Origin of the sequence: Dyadobacter beijingensis DSM 21582, from assembly GCF_000382205.1 — a bacterium.
GTDB classification, from domain to species: Bacteria; Bacteroidota; Bacteroidia; order Cytophagales; family Spirosomataceae; genus Dyadobacter; species Dyadobacter beijingensis.
Genome location: NZ_KB907793.1, coordinates 168,010 through 189,183 on the forward strand (window position 1 = coordinate 168,010; position 21,174 = coordinate 189,183).

Sequence of the window (21,174 nt, forward strand, 5' to 3'; positions counted from 1 at the left end):
ACGCTTTCAAAAGTAACCAGGCAGACAATTATAACTATACCCCCTTCCATATAACCGCGTCGGTCAGACGGCAGAAGCCGGAGAGCGGGAATAGCTGTGCTGGAATCGGGCGGCTGTTTTCATTGGAACACAAAAGGAATGGTCCGCCGCCGGGCGAAATCCGAAATCCGAATATTGTCGCGCGAGTTCGCCGATGTATTCGGCCTGTTCCAAAGTCGGGTTTCTGATGCTGAAATGTCCCTCGTGGTTTGCCAGCGAGAGCAGCATCGTTTCGGCGAGGCAGGCATAGGAAGTCTGGTCGGGAAGCCCGATATCCCGGCTGGTGTGGAGGTAAGGCATTGATACCAGGCCGCCGTCGATGATCGTCACATCCGGCCTTTGGTCCAAAAGCGCTGGATTGGTATTACGGGGAACGGTGTCGTCCAGCACCACCGCACCCGGTTTCAAATGCCGGGATTGGAGCAGCGCCTCCGACGAGCTTGTAAGCAGCAGTACAATATCCGCCTTTCTGACGGACTCCATATCCGTAGATACCTGCGGCTCCACCAGCGGATTAAGCCCGGTCATTTCCCACGCCAGGGCGTTCAGTCTGCGTTCATTGCGGGCGATCAGCAGGTAATCTGCATCGGGCTGATGCCTGGCAAGCAGCTGGCTGACCAGATGCCCTACGCTTCCTGAGGCGCCCACGATGGCGACGGTAGGGCGGTAGGAAGGACTTTCGTCGATCAGCTGCGCCATCCGGCGCCAGGTAATGACGGCGGTAAATGCATTTCCGTTGGTTATCGATACATCGTCGCGGCCGGTCAGCAACTTGCCGCCCAGTGTCACGGGTGAGGTCAATGCGCCGAGGCCGACCACGCCCGCGCCCAGCGAACTGGCCAGGTCAACCGCCTGCTCGATACGCGGCATCATCGCCCGCTGCTGGGAGAGCAGCTGTTTGCCCGAGTACGGCACCATGATAACATACCCTTCGGCCTCGGTGGCGCCGGGCGAGAGCGTTACTTTGCTCCACACGAACGGGCGCAGGGGCCGGTTGCGCATAGCATTTTCATAAAACGATTCGGGGAGCCAGCCGAACGGCCGGGCCACTGCGGCGAGATCAATGCGATAGGAGTTTCTGACGTGGACGAGGAATGCGAACTTTTTCATGGAATGTCGGAGAAGATGGTTGTTGAGCTGAAATCGGATTGTCCTGTAAAAATCCCACTAATCAACCGCTTTGCCTATATCCCTCGTCCTAAATGCATCCTCCTCCGACGATTCCGCGATCCCGGAAAGGGTATTTCGCGGTACACGCGATCGCCAGCATGCTGCCCCCGGGAAGGTCCCGCTGGGATGAGCTTTTTGATAGCCGGTTATTCCTTGCCCTGTTCGGTACATCACGTCTCTGAATTCAGACATTGAAAACGATTACCGGCCAGGGGAATTTTGCTGCATGCAATTGCAGTCCCTTTCCCGGTGCGGGAGGGGAATCTCCAAACACTTAATTAAGCTAACGATGAAAAGACGAATCACTTTTTTGCTTGCAATAGCCGCAGGCATCTGTGCTCAAACTTTGGCCCAAAAGCCGGCAGCTTCCCTGCTGACGCCCAATGATCATGCTCTTGTGCTGATCGATCACGAGAGCCAAATGGCATTTCCCGTGAAGAATATCACGATCGAGCAGCTGCGGACCAATGTGGCGCTGATCGCCGGCGGATCGAAAATCTTCAAGGTGCCCACTGTCGTGACTACTGTTGCGGAAAAGAGTTTCAGCGGGCCGGTATTTCCCGAATTGCTCGCCGCCTATCCGCCGGCAACATCAGGTTATCTGGACCGCACGACGATGAATCCCTGGGAGGACGGACCAACATTCAAGGCCATTACGGGAAAAGGTAAGAAGAAACTGGTTTTCGCCGGACTATGGACCAGCGTGTGCATTGTCAGCCCCGTTTTGAGCGCTATCCAGGATGGTTACGAGGTGTATGTGATCACGGATGCCTGCGGCGATGCGAGCGATGAAGCGCACCAGATGGCTGTGCAGCGGATGATCAAAGCGGGAGCCACCACCATGACTTCCATGCAATACGTACTCGAATTGCAGCGCGACTGGGGCCGGAGCGCTACCTACAATGCCGTCACGGACCTCTTCCGCGACTACGGAGGTGCCTATGGCATCGGAATCCAGTATTCGCGGGAAATGATCAAGCACTGACGGAGCGATGCGTTTTGTAAGCATTTTTGCCATGTTCCTGCTTGGGATGGCCGCGGGTGCCCGGGCGCAAAACAGGGCCGACATAATCATCATCAATGCCAAAGTTTATACGATGGCCGATAGCAGCCGGACCGAGCAATCGGTAGCGATCTCCTCCGGGAAAATACTGGCGGTCGGCAGCAACGCCCAGGTACTGAAAACAAAGTCAAAAAGTACGAGAATCGTGGATGCTGGCGGGCGAACGCTCATTCCAGGGCTGTTCGACAGCCATTTGCATGTGATCCGCGGCGGACGTTTTTTTAATGCGGAGCTTCGCTGGGATGGCGTCAAAACGCTGAGAAGGGCACTGGAAATGCTTCGCGAGCAGGCGAAAAGGACACCGGAAGGTCAATGGGTGCGGGTGGTAGGCGGCTGGAACGAATACCAGTTTGAGGAGAAGCGGCTGCCAACCCTTGCCGAAATCAATGCAGCGACGGGTAATGTGCCGACATTTATCCTGTACCTGTACGGCAAGGCCTGGCTCAATCAGGCTGCAATAGCTGCCCTGAATATCCATGCAGACACGCCTAATCCCGTTGCGGGCCTGATTGAGAAGGACGAAAACGGTCATCCGACCGGCCTGCTCGTAGCGGAACCCAATGCATTCATTCTGTACTCGACTTTGGCCAAACTACCCGAGCTTTCCGGTGCCGAAAAAGCCAATTCGACTATCCAGTTTATGTCTGAACTGAACCGCCTGGGCGTTACGGCAGTGATGGACGCGGGCGGCGGGTTTCAGAATTTCCCCGATGACTATGCCGTCACCGATTCGCTTTATAAAGCGGGCAAGCTCACGGTACGGCTGCCGCATTACCTTTTTGCCCAAAAGAAGGGTACGGAAATGGCCGATTATACGCGCTGGATTAATATGGTGGACCTGAGCCACGCCCATGCGGATGACTATCATGTGGCCGGCGGCGGTGAAAACCTGGTGGCGGAAGCGGCAGATTTCGAGAATTTCCTCCTGCCGAGGCCCGACCTGCCGCCCACGGTGGAAGGGCAGCTCGCCCCGGTAATAGCGCTGCTGCTGAAAAACAAATGGCCTTTCAGGCTGCACGCCACCTACGACGAAAGCATCGGCAAAGACCTGGACGTGATCGAGAAAGTTGGCAAACAGGTACCCCTGGAAGGCATACCGTGGTTTTTCGATCATGCGGAGACGATCAGTGAATCCAACATCCGGCGCATCAAAGCGCTGGGCGGGGGCATTGCCATTCAGCACCGGATGGCTTACCAGGGCGAGCTTTTTGTAAAACGCTACGGGAAAAAGGCCGCCGCCGCGGCGCCGCCCGTGAAGAAAATGCTTGAAGCCGGCTTACCGGTCGGCCTGGGGACGGACGGTACGCGCGTGGCGTCGTATAACCCGTGGGTGGCGCTGAAATGGCTAGTCACAGGAAAGACGCTGGGCGGCACACAGGTCATGGACCCGGCGAATATCCTGGACCGGTTCACGGCACTGCGTTTGATGACGTCCGGCGGCTATGACCTGCTCCATCAGAAGGATAAGGGCGTGATCCGGCCCGGCGGCGATGCGGACCTTGTGCTGATCAGTCACGACTATTTTTCCGTTTCCGTTGATCAGATCGACGGCATTACGTCGGTACTGACGATGCTGAATGGCAAAATCGTCTGGGCCGACAACGAATTCACATCCCTCGGACCGCAAAGATTACCCGTGATCCCCGAATGGAGCCCCGTGAAATATTATGGCGGCTATCAAACAGAATAGCAGGTGGTTAATGGCCTGCCTGCTTGCGGTAATGCTCCTGCCGGAAGCGCGGCCGTCGTATGCCCAGGAGGTCCGGTTCAAAACACTCCGGTATGAGGAAGATTACAGCGCCATTCAGCCAGATAGTGCGGATTTTTACAGTCAGGTAAAACACATTCCGCTGGGTAAAAAGCATTCCTATCTCTCGCTGGGGGGCGAGGTGCGCTACCAGTATTTTTGGTATAAAAACCCTGGCTGGGGCTCGGAGCCGGAAGATCAGGACGGGTTTATGCTGAGCCGCATTCTGACACACGCCGACCTGCATTGGGGTAACCACTTTCGGCTGTTTGCGCAGCTGCAAAGCAGTTTTGCAGCCGGCAATACGGAACCGGCCAGCCCGGTCGACGAAAACCCGCTCGATATCCATCAGCTGATGATGGAGGCGGATTTGTATGCCAAAAATAACCAGCGGCTCTTCCTGAGAATGGGCAGGCAGGAGCTTAGCTACGGCTCGCAGCGCCTGATTTCCGTCCGCGAGGGACCGAACAGCCGCCAGTCGTTTGACGCCGCCAGGCTGATTTACGACGCGAAATACCTGCGTGCGGATGCATTTTACGCCAATTACGTCCAGGGCAGGAAGGGCATATTCGACGAACGTTTCTGGGACGGTTCCAGTCAGCTGTGGGGCACGTACGTCACGCTTCCGCAGATCAGCAGTTTTCCCGGGGTCGATCTGTATTATCTCGGGCTTAGCAAGAAAAGTGTTTTTGCCGATGCCGTGGGGAGGGAGCGGAGGCATTCGCTGGGCACCCGGATATGGAAAGAGGCCTCGGGCGTTTCCTTCGATTTCGAAGCGGTGTACCAGTTTGGAAGCATTTCTATGTCTCAAATCCGCGCCTGGACCGTCTCAATGGACGCGTCTTATAAGCCGCATATGGAGCGGTTGGCACCGGTTTTCGGCATAAAGTCCGAACTTATCAGCGGCGACAGGACGCCGGGCGACCGTTTGCTGAACACATTCAACCCTTTGTACCCGAGAGGCGCTTATTTTGGTCTCGCCTCGCTGATTGGCCCCTATAACCTGACCGACGTGCATCCCTATGTTCAATGGGAAGTGTGTCGCCGCATTACGTGGTCGATGGACTATGACTTATTCTGGCGAATGGGCCGGGAAGATGGTTTGTACGCTGTCAATGGTGCGCTCATTCATGACGGGCGGGGTATTAAACACAAGGGAATCGGGAAGCAGCTTGGTACCGATGTGAATTTCCGGCCGGGGCGCTTCCTGGATTTCAAGGTAGAATTCACCTGGTTCGACACCGGGAAATTCCTGCGGTTTGCCGGCCTGGGCAAATCTATTTACATGGCGGGTTTCACGGCCGCCGTGAAGTATTAAGCCGCCTTTACACTTACCCCAGGTCCTGTATTGAATACATTGGTCGCGCCGGGAGGCAGCGGTAATTTTGCCAGTGTAATCTTTCACCTCACCAATAATTAATCAATCACAATGAAGACCAAACATCAGTTCATCAAAATCAACGGCGTAAATATCTTTTACCGTGACGCGGGGCCGCTGGACGCGCCGGTCCTGGTGCTGCTTCACGGCTACCCGACCTCGTCGCACATGTTCAGGAACCTGATCCATAACCTTTCGGACAAGTTCCGGCTGATTGCCCCGGATTACCCGGGTTACGGAAGGAGCGAACAGCCGCCGATCGCGGATTTTTCCTACACTTTCGCCAACTATTCGGTAATTGTCAATGCATTGCTCGACGAGCTGGGCATCGGCAAGTTCAGCCTGTACCTGATGGACTACGGCGCACCGGTAGGATGGAGGATCGCTTCGGCGGCGCCGGAACGCGTCCAGACGATCATCGTGCAGAATGGCTGCGCGTACGAGGAAGGTTTGGAAACTTTCTGGGACCCTTTCAAAGCCTACTGGGCCGACCGGAACGACAAGGCGGCGGAAGACCAGCTCAAAACCTTCCATTCACCCGATGGCCTGAAATGGCAATATACCCACGGCGTGCCTGACCCGCTCGTGATAAGCCCGGACAACTGGGAAATCGATTTGCGGCATCTGGAACGCGGGGAGAACGGACAGATTCAGCTGGATTTGTTTTACGATTACCGGACCAACGTCGTATTGTACCCGCAATGGCAGCAGTACCTGCGCGAAAGCAATCCCGAAATGCTGATTGTTTACGGCAAAAACGACTACATTTTCCCTGTTGGTGGGGCGGAAGCGTACAAGAAGGACGTCAAAAACCTGGAATACCATTTGTTTGACGCCGGGCATTTCGCGCTCGAAAGCGTGGGAGACGAAATCGCGGACAAAATCAGGGATTTCCTGGAAAGAAAAGTGCTATGACCCGATAGATACGCTTGTCCGGCCATTGAAGAACGGCCCGGTTTGTGCTTGCTTACAGCGACGATTTATCGCCGCTGTTTTTTCGTTTACAGACAGTTCGCACCCGGACGTCGTCCGGCATGTTGCAGAGAATGACACCGACATCAAAATAAACCCGGCATGCCAGACCCACGCAAAAAGATCGTGTTCTTCGCATTGATAGCAGTGCTAATGACGGCGAGCCCGTTTCACGTTTTTCCTCAGACACCTGGGAAAAGCGGGCCCGAACTGGTTGCCGGGCTTCGTGCAAAAGCGCTGTATAGTTTCAGGAAAGGGGATAAGGAGCAAGGAAAAAGGCTTTTCAAAGAGGCAATTGACAAAATGGGCAAGCCCGGAAACGAGGAAGCACAGGGCGACTTATGGCGCGAACTGGCTATGCTGATCCGCTCGCGGGATACGACCGGCGTTACGCGGATGGAATGCTTTGAAAAAATGGTGACCCTCTACCGGCTCGCCGGGCAAGAGCAAAAGGAAATAGAAGCATTGAAAAGCATCGCCGACCTGAACCTCATTCACGGCAAACTCGACCTGGCGGAAGCACAGTTGCTGCAAGTGCTTCGCCGCTACAAGGCCATCGGCTATCCCAAGATTTATTATGTATACGACCTGCTTGCCGTAGCGAACCGGTACAAAGGCAACTACGACAAAGGGATATACTACGCCCTCAAAGCCATTGAAACCATGGAAGCGTCCGGCGATTTCTCCCCGGCCACTACCTTTTACAGTCGCCTGGCGAATATGTACCGGGAGCTGGGCCAGTCGGAAAACAGCGTGGAATGGTATCGGAAAGTGTTTCGGAAAATCCGGTACGTAGAGCCGGTGAACCATTACATGTTCCGCGACGCGGGCTTCCTGGCGCGCGAACTGATTAAATTAGGGAAGCAGCAGGATGCGCTCGCATTCATACTCGATGTGCAGGCCAAAAATAAACCGAACGGACCGTACGCGAAGGCGAGCCTGCTCGCATCGCTCGCATTTTGCTATGATGCATTACGGCAGCATGACGAGTCTGAGAAGTTTTACCGGGAGCTGATCCCGTTGGCTGCGACACTGAAAACGGATAATGAAATAGCCACCGATGTTCATTTCGAGATCGGCCGGTATTTTCTCAAAAAGCGGCAGTCCGGCAATGCGGCCCTTTTTCTGAAAAAAGCATTGCATGCTTCCGAGGGGATCAATTCGTTATCGCAAAACAAGGAGATATACCTGATGCTTTACCTGGCGGATTCGGCGACTGGAAATTACCGTGCGGCAGTGCAGGATCTGATGGCGCACAAAATCCTGAATGATTCAATTTTCAATATCGACAAGAGCCGGCAGATCGAGGAATTGCAGGTACGGTACGAGACTGCAAAAAGGAAAAAGGACATCGAATTGCTTCATAGCCAAAACCGGCAGGCCAGGCGGATCAGGAACATCAGTTTGATCGGTGCGGCGCTGCTGCTGATTATCGCGGGGCTGTTATTCAACGGTTACCGCACCAAATACCGCAGTACCCTGCGGTTGGAGGCGAAGCAGAAGGAGCTGGACCAGAAAAACCTGCATCTGGAAGCATTGAATGCACAGCAGGACAAGCTGCTTCACGAAAAGGAATGGCTGATCCGCGAGGTCCATCACCGGGTCAAGAACAACCTGCAGATGGTGACGAGCCTGCTGAACTCGCAGTCGGCCTACCTGAAAGAGGAAGTAGCGGTGACGGCCATCACGGACAGCCTCCGGCGCATGCAGGCGATGTCGCTGACCCACCAGAAACTGTACGAAAACCAGCATACGACGTCGATCGCGATGACGGAATATATTACCGAACTGGTGGCCTACCTGAGCGAAAGCTTCGAAACCGGCGACCGGATCATTTTCGAACAGACATCAGACCCATTATTTTTGGATGTATCGCAGGCCATTCCCCTGGGGTTGATCCTGAACGAGGGCATTGTCAATGCGATCAAATATGCCTTTCAAAACAGGAAGCAGGGCATCGTCAGGATCGGGTTGCAGCGCGATGGGCCCGGTCAGCTGCTACTGGTCATTTCCGACAATGGCGTGGGGCTGCCTACCGGTTTCGACATCCGGCTGCATAACTCGCTGGGCCTGGACCTGATGCAGGGGCTGACTCGGCAGCTGAAAGGGCATTTCGCCATCAAAAGTGACGACGGCGTGCATATTATGGTCAGGTTTGCCGATTTAAATAAATAAATTTATCCATGAATAGAGAATTCTACGACCTGATTTCGATGCGGCTTGTCGCGGGCGTAATGGCCGTGGTGCTGGCGCTCCTGTGCGCCTGTGCGGCCGATGCGCAACCGGGCGGCTCTGGTTATAATGACGTAGCGCGCCAGCGGCTCCTGATCCGCATCACGGCGCAATACCTCCAGACGATCAGCCAGGGCCAGATCGATATGGACAGCGCCATACTTATCCCTTGCCGGGTGTATGGATTGAGCCCGCTGCTGGCTTACAATGAGGGGTACAGCGATGGAAAACCGACGGAGGTTACCCGGCTCCTCGACGCCGGCCACGTCAAAGACGCACAGGAACTTGCCGCTCGCCAAAACGGCTTGCCGAAGCTGCGGTCGCTTATCGAGTTGGGGACCTATTTTGTTTTTAAACCAGGTACCGAAAAGGGAGATCTTGACCAGGCGTTCAAAAATATCGGGCAGGCGTCCATTCTGGCCCGATCGGCCCCTGGGGCGTGGAAAGTGGAATGCCTGATGCTCAAAGCGCATTGGCTTCATCAATCGGGGCTTGCAGAGGAAAGTAAAAAGGCTTTTACGGAGCTCGCGGGCCTGTGCGAGCGCTCGGGGGATCGCATGGCCTACGCGCGGGCGATGCTCGCCGGGGCGGAAGTGCTGCGGTATGGCGACCCCGACCGGCTACCCAAATTCGAAAAAGCGCTCGCCATTTTTACGGCAAAAAAATCGCGGGAAAAGGAGATCGAAACCCTGTCCCTGATCAACATCGAGAACTTTGTGAACAAGCGGTATGGCGTTGCTGAACAGTATTTAAGTAAAATAATCGGGTTGCAGACGGCGATCCGGTTCCGGCAGCGGCAATACCCTTACGACGCACTCTCCTGGCTGGCCTACCGGAAAGGGGAACTTACCAATGCATTGACTTATTCAAACAAAAGCCTGGCATGCGTCGCAACCAGGGAAGATTCGACATTCATCGGCCTGTTCTACACCCGGAGAGGACTCATTTTTGACCGGATGTTCAAGTTAGAAAGTGCGATGACCTGGTTTGACAAAGCACTGGTAGACCGGAAGCGCGAAACGAGGCTGTATTGGTACCGCGCCCTGATTGGCAAGGTATGGATGCTCAACAACACCGGGAGGGCGAAGGAAGCATTGGCACTGCTGACAGACGCTGAAAGGAAGTACCCGCCCACAAGTTATTTTGAGAAGATGCATTTCGCCCTGCTGTTTGGCAATGCTTACGAGAATTTGAAGAATTTCAATCTGGCGGAGGATAATTATAACGTCTTTCTGACGATGGCGGAGCGCTTTCCCCTTGAATATGTGCACGATGAGTTTCCGGCGGCATTTTTTCAGATCTCCGCATTCAACCGTGTCATTGGCAAAACAAGCAAGGCAAGGGATTTGCTGGAAAAAGGCAGGCAGTTCGTATCGGCGCTGGATATTATGGGAAAGGGGAATTACCATTATAACCTCTTCAAGATCGACTCCCTCGACGGCAGGTACCTGGACGCGATCCGAAATCTCCGCCTGAGCTACGAGGCTGCCGATTCGGTGTTTACCAACGATCAGCGGAGACAGGCCAGTGAACTGCTGGTGAAGTACGAGGCCGAAAAAAAGGATAAGGATATCAAACTGCTCAATAGCCAGAACCAACTCCAGGCGATCAGGGTTGAGCAGGCCGACCGGGCCAAAAACGTCACGTTCGTTGTGGTGGCCCTGTTGCTGATTATCATCGGCCTGATACTCAACCGCTATTTGATCAAGCAGCGCACGAACCGCCAGCTGGAAGCAAACCAACGGCAGCTGGAAGCGAACCAGGGCGAGTTGGACCGGAAAAACAGTTACCTGGAAGCGCTGAACACCGAGCAGGAAAAGCTCATTAAGGAAAAGGAGTGGCTGATCCGGGAAGTCCACCACCGGGTCAAGAATAATCTCCAGATGGTGACCAGTTTGCTCAATACGCAATCGGCCTACCTGGCCGACGGCGCTGCCGTCGTGGCGGTTCAGGATAGCCTCAGGCGAATGCAGGCCATGTCGCTTATCCACCAGAAGCTGTACCTGGACGAAAATACGACGACCATTGCGATGCCGGAGTACATTCAGGAACTGGTCAGTTACCTGGCGGAAAGTTTCGATACGGCCAACCGGGTCAGCTTTGAGCAGACGATCGAGGAAATCCATCTGGAAGTATCGCAGGCCATTCCGCTCGGGCTGATTATCAATGAAAGCATCGTCAATGCGATGAAGTATGCATTTTTGAACGATCATTCAGGTAAGGTGCGCATCGCATTGCAGCACGACCGGCCGGGTAAGCTTTTGCTCCGGATTTCGGATAACGGTATCGGGCTGCCCGCGGAGCTTGATCCGGCATCGCATCATTCACTCGGCATGGACCTGATGCAGGGCCTGGCAAGGCAATTGAAAGGCACTTTTGATATCGAAAGTGATCAGGGAGTACATATTACGGTGAGATTTGCCTACCAGAACAGGCTTGTCTCGTAACCGCCTTTAATTAATCGAATCGGAACATGAAATATAGGGTGCTTATTGTTGAGGACGAATTTATTGTCGCCAATGATCTGAGGGTGATCTTACAGCAAGCCGGATATGAGGTAAGCGGCGTAGCGGCTTCGGCAGAAGAAGCGGACGAGCTCATCCAAGCTGCAAAGCCCGACCTGGTTTTGCTGGATATCAGGCTCGACGGCCAGCGGTCGGGGATCGATCTTGCGAGGAAACTCAAGGAAGAAAACCTGGCTTTCGTTTACATTTCCGCGAATTCCAGTCAGGAGATTCTCGAAGAAGCCAAGCGAACAGATCCGTACGGGTTTATCGTGAAGCCTTTCCGTAAAAAGGACCTGCTGGTGACCATCGACATTGCGCTGTATCGTCACCGGCACAGCATCGAGTCGAAAGTCCGGCAGGAAGAATTGTTGCAAAAGCAGCTGGCTGCATTGGGCAGCAGCACATCGGACGACGGCCAAAGGTTACTGCAAGTGGCAAAGCTGTTGCAGCCGCACATTCCCTTCGACCTCCTGGTGTGCGCGAGCTGGCCCGCGGATTCCGCATGGCCCGACACCCAGGCGTACCTGAGAGTCGCATTCGACGAATATCAGTATATCGGAAAGCAGCAGCTCGCCACGATTTCCGGTTTGAAAGAGCAGGCCATTGCAGCGATCATCAACAACAGCAAGCCTCTCCTGGACCCGGTTGCATATGACGAAAAGGCGCTCACGTCTCTGCGTTCCGTTCATCCGTTGCCAGGGTTGTACCTCGATACTTTTAAGCTGCATTCCTGCCTCGTTTTCCCGATCGTATCGCACCGGGAGCCGGTTGTCAATTATATCTTTCTCAATCGTCGCGAGGATGTTTACGGCAACCGCCATATTACTTTGCTGGACCGGCTCCGCAAGCAGCTGACCGGCTCGGTAGCTACTGATAATCAGTCTGATGCGATAGGCCGTGCGGATCGTCACGCGCATGATGGGTCTTTCGTTCCGGGCTTTGCCGGCATTGTCGGGAGCCATCCGCTTTTGCTGACTGCCTTGGACCAGGCGATGCAGGTGGCGCCGTACAATACTTCGGTGTTGATATTGGGCGAAAGCGGAACGGGAAAAGAGAACATTGCCTTATCCATTCATTCGCTTTCACCGAGGAAGGGGCGGCCGTTTGTCAAGGTGAATTGCGCCGCAATCCCGGCCCAATTGGTGGAATCGGAACTGTTCGGGCATGAAAAGGGGGCATTTACCGGTGCGAGCGAAAAGCGGAAAGGCAAGTTCGAACAGGCCGACGGCGGTACCATCTTCCTGGACGAGGTGGGGGAGCTGCCATTGGAAACACAGGTGAAATTGCTGCGTGTGTTGCAGGAAAAGGAATTCGAATATGTCGGGAGCAGCACAACGAAAAAGGTGAATGTACGGATCGTCGCAGCCACGAACCGCCACCTGGAAAAGGAAGTCGCCAGCGGTACTTTCCGGCTCGACCTGTATTACCGCCTGAATGCTTTCCCGATCACATTACCGGCATTGAGAGAGCGGAAAAGCGATATTGAAGCCTTAGCGTGCTATTTCGCGGACAAATTCTGCAAGGAATTCGGAAAGAAATTTCACGGCGTGGCGGATGCAATGTTTGATGAAATGAACGCTTACGACTGGCCGGGGAATATCCGGGAGCTGGTCAATGTCGTCGAGCAAACGGTGATACTCAACGACGGAAATTCCAAGCTGGAACTCCGCCGCAGGTTGATGAGCCCATCGCCCGGACTGCCCGGAAAAGCGAATGTTGAAAGCCTGGGAGATTTGAAAAGCATCCATAAGCAAACGGAAAAGGAATACATTATTTCTATCCTAAGGAAGGCAAAAGGCATTGTACGCGGTGCAAGGGGCGCGGCGGAAATGCTCAATCTCAAACCCACCACTTTGGAAGCCAGAATGGCCAAGCTGGGGATCAAACGGGAAGATTTTAACAAGCCATTGTAATCCCTGCGCCTCCAACTTTATTGGAGTTTCGGATTGTCAGCCCAACTTTTTTGGAGGTGTTAAGCATATACTCGTAATCCTAAGTTTTGAGAAAATCTGTTTAATTAATTGATATACAATGCGTTGTAAAATAAATGAATGCATTTGAAATGGATTGACGTGTAGTGGCATACGTTTGGCAAAAGGGAAGGTGCTTTCAATGCGTTTCCTTACCCTTAACCAAATACTGCTATGAATAATTATCCGGCACCCCTTCATCTTGTGGTTCAACCTATTCAAAATCCGGTCTATGCCGGTGAACCATTCGAAATCACGGCACTGAACGCTGATTTTCTGTCGTCACGCGCGGCCAAATACGACCACTCCGTCGAAATGATCTGGCTGACCAAAGGTCGGTTCAGCGCGATGATAGACCTGGAAGCATTCGAGGTGTCCGAAGGGATGATATTGTTCCAGGCTCCGGGCCGGGCATTTTATTTCGGATCTTCCTCCGATCCGGAGGGACTGGTGGTCCGGTTCCCTACCGGCGTGATCCCTGCCGACGTCAATTCCACTTACCCGAGCTTGTCCTACTGCACGTCGAGGCTATTCCAGGTCGACGCATTGACGGCCGCCACGATCATGAGCGCGATCCAATGCATGCAGCTCGAACTCGCGACGGCCCACAGCCAGAAGACCGACGTACTTTCGGGCTACCTCAGGATCGTATTACTTTACCTGGCCCGGCAGAAATCCGTCGCGTTCAGTACTTCGTTCGGTTCCCAGGTAACCGCGCTCACAAAGCGGTTTTTCGACTTGCTCGAGCGAAAATATCACGTAAATAAAAAGGTGAGCCAATATGCCGACGAACTGGCAGTTACGCCGAATTATCTGAACCAGATCATCAAACAGGAGACGGGAATGACGGCGAGCGCCAATATCCGCAAGCGCCTGCTCATCCAGGCCAAAAGAATGGCACTTGTTCAGAACACCAGCATGAAAGCGGTAGCCTACAAGCTTGGTTTTGAGGATACTGCGCATTTCAGCAAGTTTTTTAAAGTGGGATGCGGTTGCAGCTTCACCGATTACAGGAAGTCTTGTCCCAATACCTGAGGATGTAATTCAATAATTAATTTATCCATAACCATCTCAATTAATGAAGCTAATCAGCCGAATGCTCGCCTACGGGGCCAGCGCAGTTCTCTTATGCACGTCTCCGTCCGTAAGCGCTTTGTCCGGTCCGGGGAAAACCCAATCCGCCGCGGACGAAAAACCGACCATTATCCTCGTTCATGGCGCATTCGCCGACGGTTCCAGTTGGAACAAGGTGATCCCCATTTTGCAAAAAAGAGGATATCAGACCATTGCCGTCCAAAACCCGCTCACTTCGCTGGATGAAGACGTGGCATTCGTTAACCGGGCCATTGCCGAGGCGAAGGGAAATGTGGTCCTGGTGGGACATTCGTGGGGCGGTGCCGTGATCACCCAGGCGGGAAACAGCGACAAGGTGCAGTCGCTCGTGTACGTGGCCGCATATGCACCCGATGAAGGCGAAAGTCTGGAAAGTATCAGCAAAGACGCCTACGAAACGAAGAAAATACCCAATGTGCCCGGTTTTTCCGACCCGGTGATCGCCGACGGATTTATCCGCCTCAAAGATGAGACCATCGTGCAGTATTTCGCCCAGGACCTGCCGAGGCAGGATGCATTGGTACTCGCCGCAGGCCAGGGCCGTTTTCATGTGAGTACGCTGGGAGCAAAAATCTCCAATCCCGCCTGGAAGCATAAGCCCAGTTTCTACATCGTGTCCGACCACGACCAGATCATTTCCCCGAAACTGGAAAGCGAAATGGCGGCAAGGATCAAGGCTACCGTATTCCATCTTCCGGCCAGTCATGTGTCAATGCTATCCCAGCCCGCCAAAGTGGCCGAGGTAATCCTGAAAGCAGTCGGTTCGAAATGAATTGTGGTGAAGGATGGATACCTTTTTGAAGCCATTTATTGATTTGATAGCGGCCGATATCGAGCCGGACGGGCACATGTTGCAGCTGCTGGCCGACAACGCTAAACCCGTCGTATTCGCCAAAGGCGCATTGCTGCTGACGGCGGGTGAGGTTTGTAGGGATATTTATTTTATGGTCGACGGAAAGGCTATTTCATACTTCACGGATTATAGTGGAAAAACTACGACGTGGTTTTTTCACTATAATGTTTCCGGCGCGCCTGTTAAGCATTTGTTTGCGGTAGATTACCGCAGCTTTTTGTCGGGAACACCGTCGAGAATGTCCATCCAGGCGCTGTCCGACATTACCGCCATTAAATTTTCAGGCGAAGCCGTGGATCATCTTTTAAATCAATCCCATGCTTTTGGCACCTGGCTCAGGAAGCTGCACGAAAGAAGCCTGGTGATCGCCTACGACAGAATAGCCTGCCTGCTAACATTTTCGGCCACGGAGCGTTACCAGGAATTTCTGAAAAACGAATCCTATTTGCTGGATATGTTTTCCAATTATCTGATAGCAACCTATCTGAACATCACGCCGCAGTCGCTGAGCAGGATCAGGAAGGGGCTGGCGGGGTCGACGATGTAAGATCAGCTGACGTTCAGGCAATCGGTACAGCCTTAGCAGAAAGGCTGCGTCAACGAAAGTGGCCCGAAAAATGGTTTTGTCAGCATAGGACTTGTCGCGGGGAAAGGCGCGACGAATGCTTACAGCTTTCCGGACAACAGCGTTACTGCGCCGGGCACATTAGTCTACTATCTCCTTAAAATGATCGACCTTGACGGAACATATGCTTACAGCAAAATCGTCCGGGAAACATTGGATGGTGCGAAAGTCACGACCGTTTATCCTAATCCGGTTTCCAGCGGACTGTCCGTTGTTTCCCAGTCTGATTTGACGGATATTCAGTTGATCAACTTGAAAGGTGTAACTATTCTGAGCCAAAAAACCGGGAGATCCAACGCCAGTGTGGTCGATGTAAGCCGGCTTCCGGTAGGGCAGTATATTGTGCGGACGAAAGACGTCTACGGCCAGGTTCATCAATCGAAGGTGGCTATACAGCGGCAATGACGTGGCTCTGCGTAATTGCTGCGGGTCTCCAATCAATGCGATGCCTCTTTCCGGTCGAGTTTTGACGGATTTGACCATGAATGCTAAACGTTAAACGGGGAATAGTCGAGGAAGGTCCAGTTCAGGCCAGTCAGGCTTGCCTGCCGGCGCGAGCTGTGTAAATGAAATTGCCAGTAACGGCCTGTTCCGCCCGTTGCGTCATCCGCGTCCGGCTCTGTAAAATGCAATTCGGCATGCCCGGTGAGTTGTAGCGCTTCGCCGGTTTCAAAATTAACGAATAACAGTCCGGCCCGCGGATTTACGCTGAAATTGCCCAATGAATTGAACATGCTGTTGCCGTTGTAGTCGGGTATGAGCAGGGTATTTTCATCCAGGATTTGTACAAAACCCGGATTGCCGCCCCGGTGGCCGACGTCGAGGTGGTAGTCGTCGTGGCCGCTGCCGACAAACAGCGTATCGGCCCCGCTGATCCATTCCTGCAACGCCGGCGTAAAATGCAGCCCGGTTTCCGCGGCGGCATTGGTTTGGCGCGTTGCCGTGGTCACCGCCACTTCCCGCCGCTGAATGTAGCGCGGGCATAGCGGAAAGCATTCCTGCACGTTTACCTGCAAGCCCGTGCCGTCCGGCGCGACAGTTACCGGGCCGTTGACTTTCAGCCGCCTGCGCGTGGCGAGCTCGATGAAGAGCAGACCGACGCCCGGGTGATTGCCGACATTTGTCCAGAAAATATCATTGTCCGCCGATACCAGATGCGTCGTATCCAGCTGCACCACCTCCGGCGTTTCGGCCTGTACAAAACCGGGCTGGCCGGCAAGCAGCGACACCCAGATGCTTCGTTCTTCATCCAGGCTGGCCGCCAGCACGAAAGGCTGTTTATCGACAAATTTCAATGCGCCGTTGGGAATCCTGTCGGCGATCAGCCGACCATTCCGACTGGCAATCTGCGTTTCGCCGGCCAGGGCTTGTACTTTCAGCTCGCCGGAATGAAATGGGTTCTTTTCCATATGCAGGGTAAGCAAGCACAGCCGCCGGGTCATGACGGTCGTGCAAGCCGGATTAGAATGTGACAATGTGATAACCTTCCTCTTGCAGCTTCACAAAGCTGGGGAGGCCGGGAACGGCGTTGGCCGAAATCAGGTCGTCGCCGGTAGTGTCTACAGATTTGTTTTCATGAATTTGGTCCGCATGTCATCCAGCATGGCTTTGAACATCGAAGTTCCGCCTAGCGAACGTTGCACGATGAGCGTTCCCTGGATCTTGACGATCAGTTCGCCGGCAAGCTGTTCGGCATGCTGCTCATCGTGGCCGAAATCCATCGCGAGATGTTTGAACGAGCGGATCAGCGTCTCGAAAATAGCGCCTGTTTCCTTTCGAAAAAGATTAGCCGCGGAGCCGTGCGACAGTGCACGGAGAATGCAGTCGAGCCGGCCGCCGTCGTAGAGTTCGTCGATGGCATTCAATGCGGAGTCCAGCCGTTCCTCCCGCGTGCTATCTGAAACCAGCACATCGGTAATTCTGTTTTTGGCCCAATTTGCCACGTACCGGAGCACCGCGTGGGCCATTTCCTCTTTTCCCTGGGGAAAACGGTGGTACAGGCTGGCTTTTTTCAACTGCGTCGCTTCCGCTAGCGCAGCCATACTCGCCCCATCATACCCGGCCGACCGGAATACTTCCATCAGTTTGTCGATAACGACGTCGTGTTCAACTTTTGCGTAAGCCATGTTTTTGGATCCTTTCAAATACCGAACGATCGGTAAAGAAATTTGGTTCAGCTATATGCAAAGTTTATGAAAGGGATTTTATACGATATGCCTACCGGTACGCAATTTCCAGCTACTCCTGCATCCGTTTAGCAAGCGCAGCATGGACGGCCTTTGCAGCATTTCTTTCATTTTGTTTCCATATCCACCATCTCAGCAGGAGAAAAGGGGACATGGCAACGGCCGAAATCGCGGCACCCACGGCGAGTACAATGATCAGGACGATCCTTACAATTTTCAAAACGAAATTATTCATAGCATTGGGAGGTGGGGGCGTTTCCCCTGGGTTGATCATGAAAACCGGACGTTCACTCGCCGATAATCCATTGAATTTTAGTTCAGTACGTAGTTCCATTGGTCAATGATGTTGCCCAATTCGAGCAGTGGGAATTTTTCCGACTTGTGGTCCCGCATGCGCTTGCGAAGGCCGTCGTCTTTCATGATGGTAGCCAGCGAGTCGGCCATTTCGTTCACGTTTTCCGGTTCCACGAGCATACCGTTCCGGCCGTTTTCGATCAGTTCTTCCGGGCCAGTGTCGCAGTCGAACGCGACGATCGGCAGGCGGAATGCCAGCGCTTCGAGCAGGACCATCGGCAGTCCTTCGAACCGCGAGCTCAGGCAGTAGACAGATGCCTCTTCAAAATATTTGAAAACCGCCCTGGTAGCGCCAACGAGTTCTACGGAATCACTGATACCGAGTTCCGTTATCCGATTTTCGAGGAGCGGCCTCACTTCGCCGTCACCTATGATCAGTAGCTTCCATTCTTTCCGTAGCTGGGGCGGGAGCAGGCTCCAAGCATCTACCAGGAGGTCGAAACCTTTCTGAAATGTAAGCCTGCCGACAGAAATGACCGTTTGGGTCGGGTTTTCGTTCACCTGCTGTTCTTCGAGAAACATCGGATTGGGAATGTGCACCAACTGCGCATTGCGGTACCAGGCGCCCTGTTTCCAGTAGTTCGCGTCGCGGGCGGTGAGCGTGACAATGCTGTCGGCAAAACAGAGCGATAGCTGCCGGGCCAGCGGCCTCGATTTCATACCCAGGTTTACCTTGAAATTAAAGTGCTCCCACACGACATGGCGAACACCGGTGAATGCCAGCGCAGGTACCGAATGCATGGCCATATTCGACTCGATTGTGACAAACGTTTCGATATCGTGATGCTTGACCCACCTCCTGATCTTCTTTTGAGAATTGATAACCTTTCCGATACCCCGAAGGTGGTCCGATTGCAGACTGGTCACTTTCACACTCGGTTCCAGGGGGAAAAAGATGTTGTTCGGATCGCCGTTCAGGCTCAGTACGTGTACGTTATAGTTTTTCTTTGCTAATTCATTTATAATGACCGAAGCTACACGTTCCGTTCCGCCAACTGACGAAATGTTGTAAATAAAAAAGGCTATATTAGGCATGCGGTTATGATCCTGGTGTCGAATTTTATGAGGGTAGTAATCTAAATCAAATTAAAGGTTTCAATTAGTTCTTAATTAATGCTTTACGGGAATCAAATCGTTTATCCAGCATGGATTTTAGCAAGCTGATCAAGGGTTTTTCGAACCACCGATGTAATATGATGCTCACTAAGCAGACCAGCACCATCGAAAATACCAGGCCGAGAAAATCAAATACAGGCCCATGCAAACCAATTCGCACATACACCAGCCTCAGGAATGCGTAAATGACAAAAGGGTGAACGAGATACATGGCATAACTAGAATCGCCCAGCAATACCAGGGTTGAATGGAATTTATTTTTGATATTAATGTGATTTTCCAACATAAGAAAACCGCACGCGACAAGAAAAGCAGGAATTCCGAATAGCAGGGACCGGTGCGAAGACAGACCATAGACATATTCGGCATACATCAGGAAAATCAACGCTGCGAATCCAACCCAGACCAATGCGTTTTTGAAGGATTGTCCTGCCGTGCGTAGCCGGTGATTCCACAGATAGTATAAAATTCCTCCCGCGACAAATTCCATGATCATACTGCTGCCCCAAATGCGAAGCACGTAGCTTTCCCAGGAGACGAAGCTAGAAATCAGTACAAAAAGGGACAGTCCGGCCAGACAGGCAATCATCCCCTTTTTATCTCCGAAAATGGTGATAAACAAGGCGATGGACACGTAGAAGAACATTTCGTAGTTCAATGTCCAACCCAATGTCAGGATCGGGCCGCTGTTTTTGATATGGTAGGGGATAAACAGGAGAGACTTGGTCAGCGCCTCGGGTGTCAGGACAACGTTCCGAAACCAGGACGGTTTGGCAAGATACAATCCGGTCGTAAGAAATGTCATTGCATAATAAAGAGGCACAATGCGGATGACCCGGCGATACAGAAAACTGTCGGAGGATTTATTCACGATATAGGCCATGATGAAGCCACTGATTACGAAGAATATATCTACACCAAAACCTCCGATCGCAGGTTTTATATATTCGAAATGAGCAAATACTACCAATAATGCAGCCAGTGCGCGTAGTATTTGAATACCTTGAAGCATGTGTGAAAATCGTGAACTTTACGGTGATTGATTTAAGATAGTCGTGTGCATTTAACCCGCAAGTTACATTTATTTTCGTTACGCCACTGGCGGACAATGAGATATTGAAAATAAGTAACTGAGATTGATGATTTTAATACAAGATAACGTTTCAAGGTCTGGTGAATAGTCCTGTGATATTTGATTAATATTTTGATAATAATCGGAAGTTTCGCGATACGGATGAAATAAAACGAAATGGCCGTTGAAATTATTTCTTCTCTGTATTGCTATTAATCTGACCGCTGCGATCAAATGCATATTTACGTTGTACCCAAATCTGAATATAACTCGGATTATAGGATTACAGGATTCATATATGCTCCCACAAAAAGAACGCGCATTCGCGCGTACGCGTTGCAAGATTGATTTCCCCGGTGGAGGAGGTGAATGAGTCAATTCAATTTGATGTCGGTTTAAATTTTTTTGAAAATATTTTTGCCTAATGCTTGCATCTTAAAATTAAAGCTGCCACTTTTGCACTCCCAAACGGGAAACGGGCACTGAAAACGATTACTGCCACGAGTTCTGGAAAGCCAGAGCAACGTTCTTTGACATGATGAAGAGAGCAAAAAGATAGGTTCGTTAGAAACATTCGATGGATCTTTTCGGAGATCACATCAACACATATTTACAATGGAGAGTTTGATCCTGGCTCAGGATGAACGCTAGCGGCAGGCTTAATACATGCAAGGCGAAGGGGCAGCAATGTCACTGTCGTACGGGTGCGTAACGCGTATGCAACCTACCTATCACTGGGGGATAGCCCGGGGAAACCCGGATTAATACCGCATAAAA

The 21,174-nt window shown here is 52.6% G+C and carries 17 protein-coding genes and 1 rRNA gene; 12 read left to right on the forward strand and 6 right to left on the reverse strand.

The genetic code is table 11. The features are described from left to right. Nucleotides 1–63 precede the first annotated feature (63 nt). Entirely contained in the window at nt 64–1,149 is a 1,086-nt protein-coding gene (locus tag H144_RS0130175; RefSeq protein WP_019945870.1) for a hypothetical protein, read from the reverse strand. 349 nt (nt 1,150–1,498) lie between these two features. On the opposite strand from H144_RS0130175, the gene H144_RS0130180 reads away from it, so the two are divergent. From H144_RS0130180 to H144_RS0130230, 11 genes are all read left to right on the forward strand, one after another. Then, on the forward strand, nt 1,499–2,194 hold the full coding sequence (locus H144_RS0130180; protein ID WP_026351114.1) for a hydrolase: 696 nt from the start codon (nt 1,499–1,501) through the stop codon (nt 2,192–2,194). Nucleotides 2,195–2,201: 7 nt separating this feature from the next. Then, nucleotides 2,202–3,962, forward strand: a complete 1,761-nt coding sequence (locus H144_RS0130185; protein ID WP_026351115.1) for an amidohydrolase — start codon at nt 2,202–2,204, stop codon at nt 3,960–3,962. Nucleotides 3,963–3,972: 10 nt separating this feature from the next. Then, entirely contained in the window at nt 3,973–5,337 is a 1,365-nt protein-coding gene (locus H144_RS0130190) for an alginate export family protein (protein ID WP_019945873.1), read from the forward strand. Between the two features lie 111 nt (nt 5,338–5,448). Further along, a complete protein-coding gene (locus tag H144_RS0130195) occupies nt 5,449–6,312 on the forward strand; it encodes an alpha/beta fold hydrolase (RefSeq protein WP_019945874.1) in 864 nt (287 codons plus the stop codon). 159 nt (nt 6,313–6,471) lie between these two features. Next, on the forward strand, nt 6,472–8,544 hold the full coding sequence (locus H144_RS32890; protein WP_084600062.1) for a tetratricopeptide repeat-containing sensor histidine kinase: 2,073 nt from the start codon (nt 6,472–6,474) through the stop codon (nt 8,542–8,544). An 8-nt stretch (nt 8,545–8,552) separates the two neighbouring features. Next, the gene (locus H144_RS0130205; RefSeq protein WP_019945876.1) at nt 8,553–11,048 is read left to right on the forward strand and encodes a sensor histidine kinase; all 2,496 of its coding nucleotides are present in this window, start codon (nt 8,553–8,555) and stop codon (nt 11,046–11,048) included. Between the two features lie 26 nt (nt 11,049–11,074). Then, on the forward strand, nt 11,075–13,021 hold the full coding sequence (locus H144_RS0130210; RefSeq protein ID WP_019945877.1) for a sigma 54-interacting transcriptional regulator: 1,947 nt from the start codon (nt 11,075–11,077) through the stop codon (nt 13,019–13,021). Between the two features lie 231 nt (nt 13,022–13,252). Beyond that, on the forward strand, nt 13,253–14,113 hold the full coding sequence (locus tag H144_RS33660) for an AraC family transcriptional regulator (protein ID WP_019945878.1): 861 nt from the start codon (nt 13,253–13,255) through the stop codon (nt 14,111–14,113). Nucleotides 14,114–14,156: 43 nt separating this feature from the next. Beyond that, nucleotides 14,157–14,963, forward strand: a complete 807-nt coding sequence (locus tag H144_RS0130220) for an alpha/beta fold hydrolase (protein WP_019945879.1) — start codon at nt 14,157–14,159, stop codon at nt 14,961–14,963. Nucleotides 14,964–14,976: 13 nt separating this feature from the next. Beyond that, nucleotides 14,977–15,591, forward strand: a complete 615-nt coding sequence (locus tag H144_RS0130225) for a Crp/Fnr family transcriptional regulator (RefSeq protein WP_019945880.1) — start codon at nt 14,977–14,979, stop codon at nt 15,589–15,591. Nucleotides 15,592–15,771: 180 nt separating this feature from the next. Continuing rightward, nucleotides 15,772–16,074: a T9SS type A sorting domain-containing protein gene (locus tag H144_RS0130230; RefSeq protein ID WP_019945881.1), complete on the forward strand. Its 303-nt coding sequence runs from the start codon at nt 15,772–15,774 to the stop codon at nt 16,072–16,074. Between the two features lie 83 nt (nt 16,075–16,157). Here the strand turns inward: H144_RS0130230 and H144_RS0130235 are convergent, their stop codons facing one another. The 5 genes from H144_RS0130235 to H144_RS0130255 all read right to left on the reverse strand — a co-directional run bounded on the left by H144_RS0130235 (nt 16,158) and on the right by H144_RS0130255 (nt 20,337). After that, nucleotides 16,158–17,078: a pyridoxamine 5'-phosphate oxidase family protein gene (locus H144_RS0130235; RefSeq protein ID WP_157505255.1), complete on the reverse strand. Its 921-nt coding sequence runs from the start codon at nt 17,076–17,078 to the stop codon at nt 16,158–16,160. A gap of 150 nt (nt 17,079–17,228) precedes the next feature. Further along, nucleotides 17,229–17,795: a TetR/AcrR family transcriptional regulator gene (locus H144_RS0130240; RefSeq protein WP_026351117.1), complete on the reverse strand. Its 567-nt coding sequence runs from the start codon at nt 17,793–17,795 to the stop codon at nt 17,229–17,231. Between the two features lie 112 nt (nt 17,796–17,907). Next, a complete protein-coding gene (locus H144_RS0130245) occupies nt 17,908–18,189 on the reverse strand; it encodes a hypothetical protein (RefSeq protein ID WP_019945884.1) in 282 nt (93 codons plus the stop codon). After that, entirely contained in the window at nt 18,168–19,244 is a 1,077-nt protein-coding gene (locus H144_RS0130250) for a glycosyltransferase family 4 protein (RefSeq protein ID WP_019945885.1), read from the reverse strand. The genes H144_RS0130245 and H144_RS0130250 overlap by 22 nt, the downstream gene beginning before the upstream one ends. A gap of 64 nt (nt 19,245–19,308) precedes the next feature. Further along, nucleotides 19,309–20,337, reverse strand: coding sequence for an acyltransferase family protein (locus H144_RS0130255; protein ID WP_019945886.1), 1,029 nt, complete (start codon nt 20,335–20,337; stop codon nt 19,309–19,311). 672 nt (nt 20,338–21,009) lie between these two features. Here H144_RS0130255 and H144_RS0130260 point away from each other — a divergent pair. Continuing rightward, nucleotides 21,010–21,174 (forward strand): 16S ribosomal RNA (locus H144_RS0130260); the annotation flags it as partial.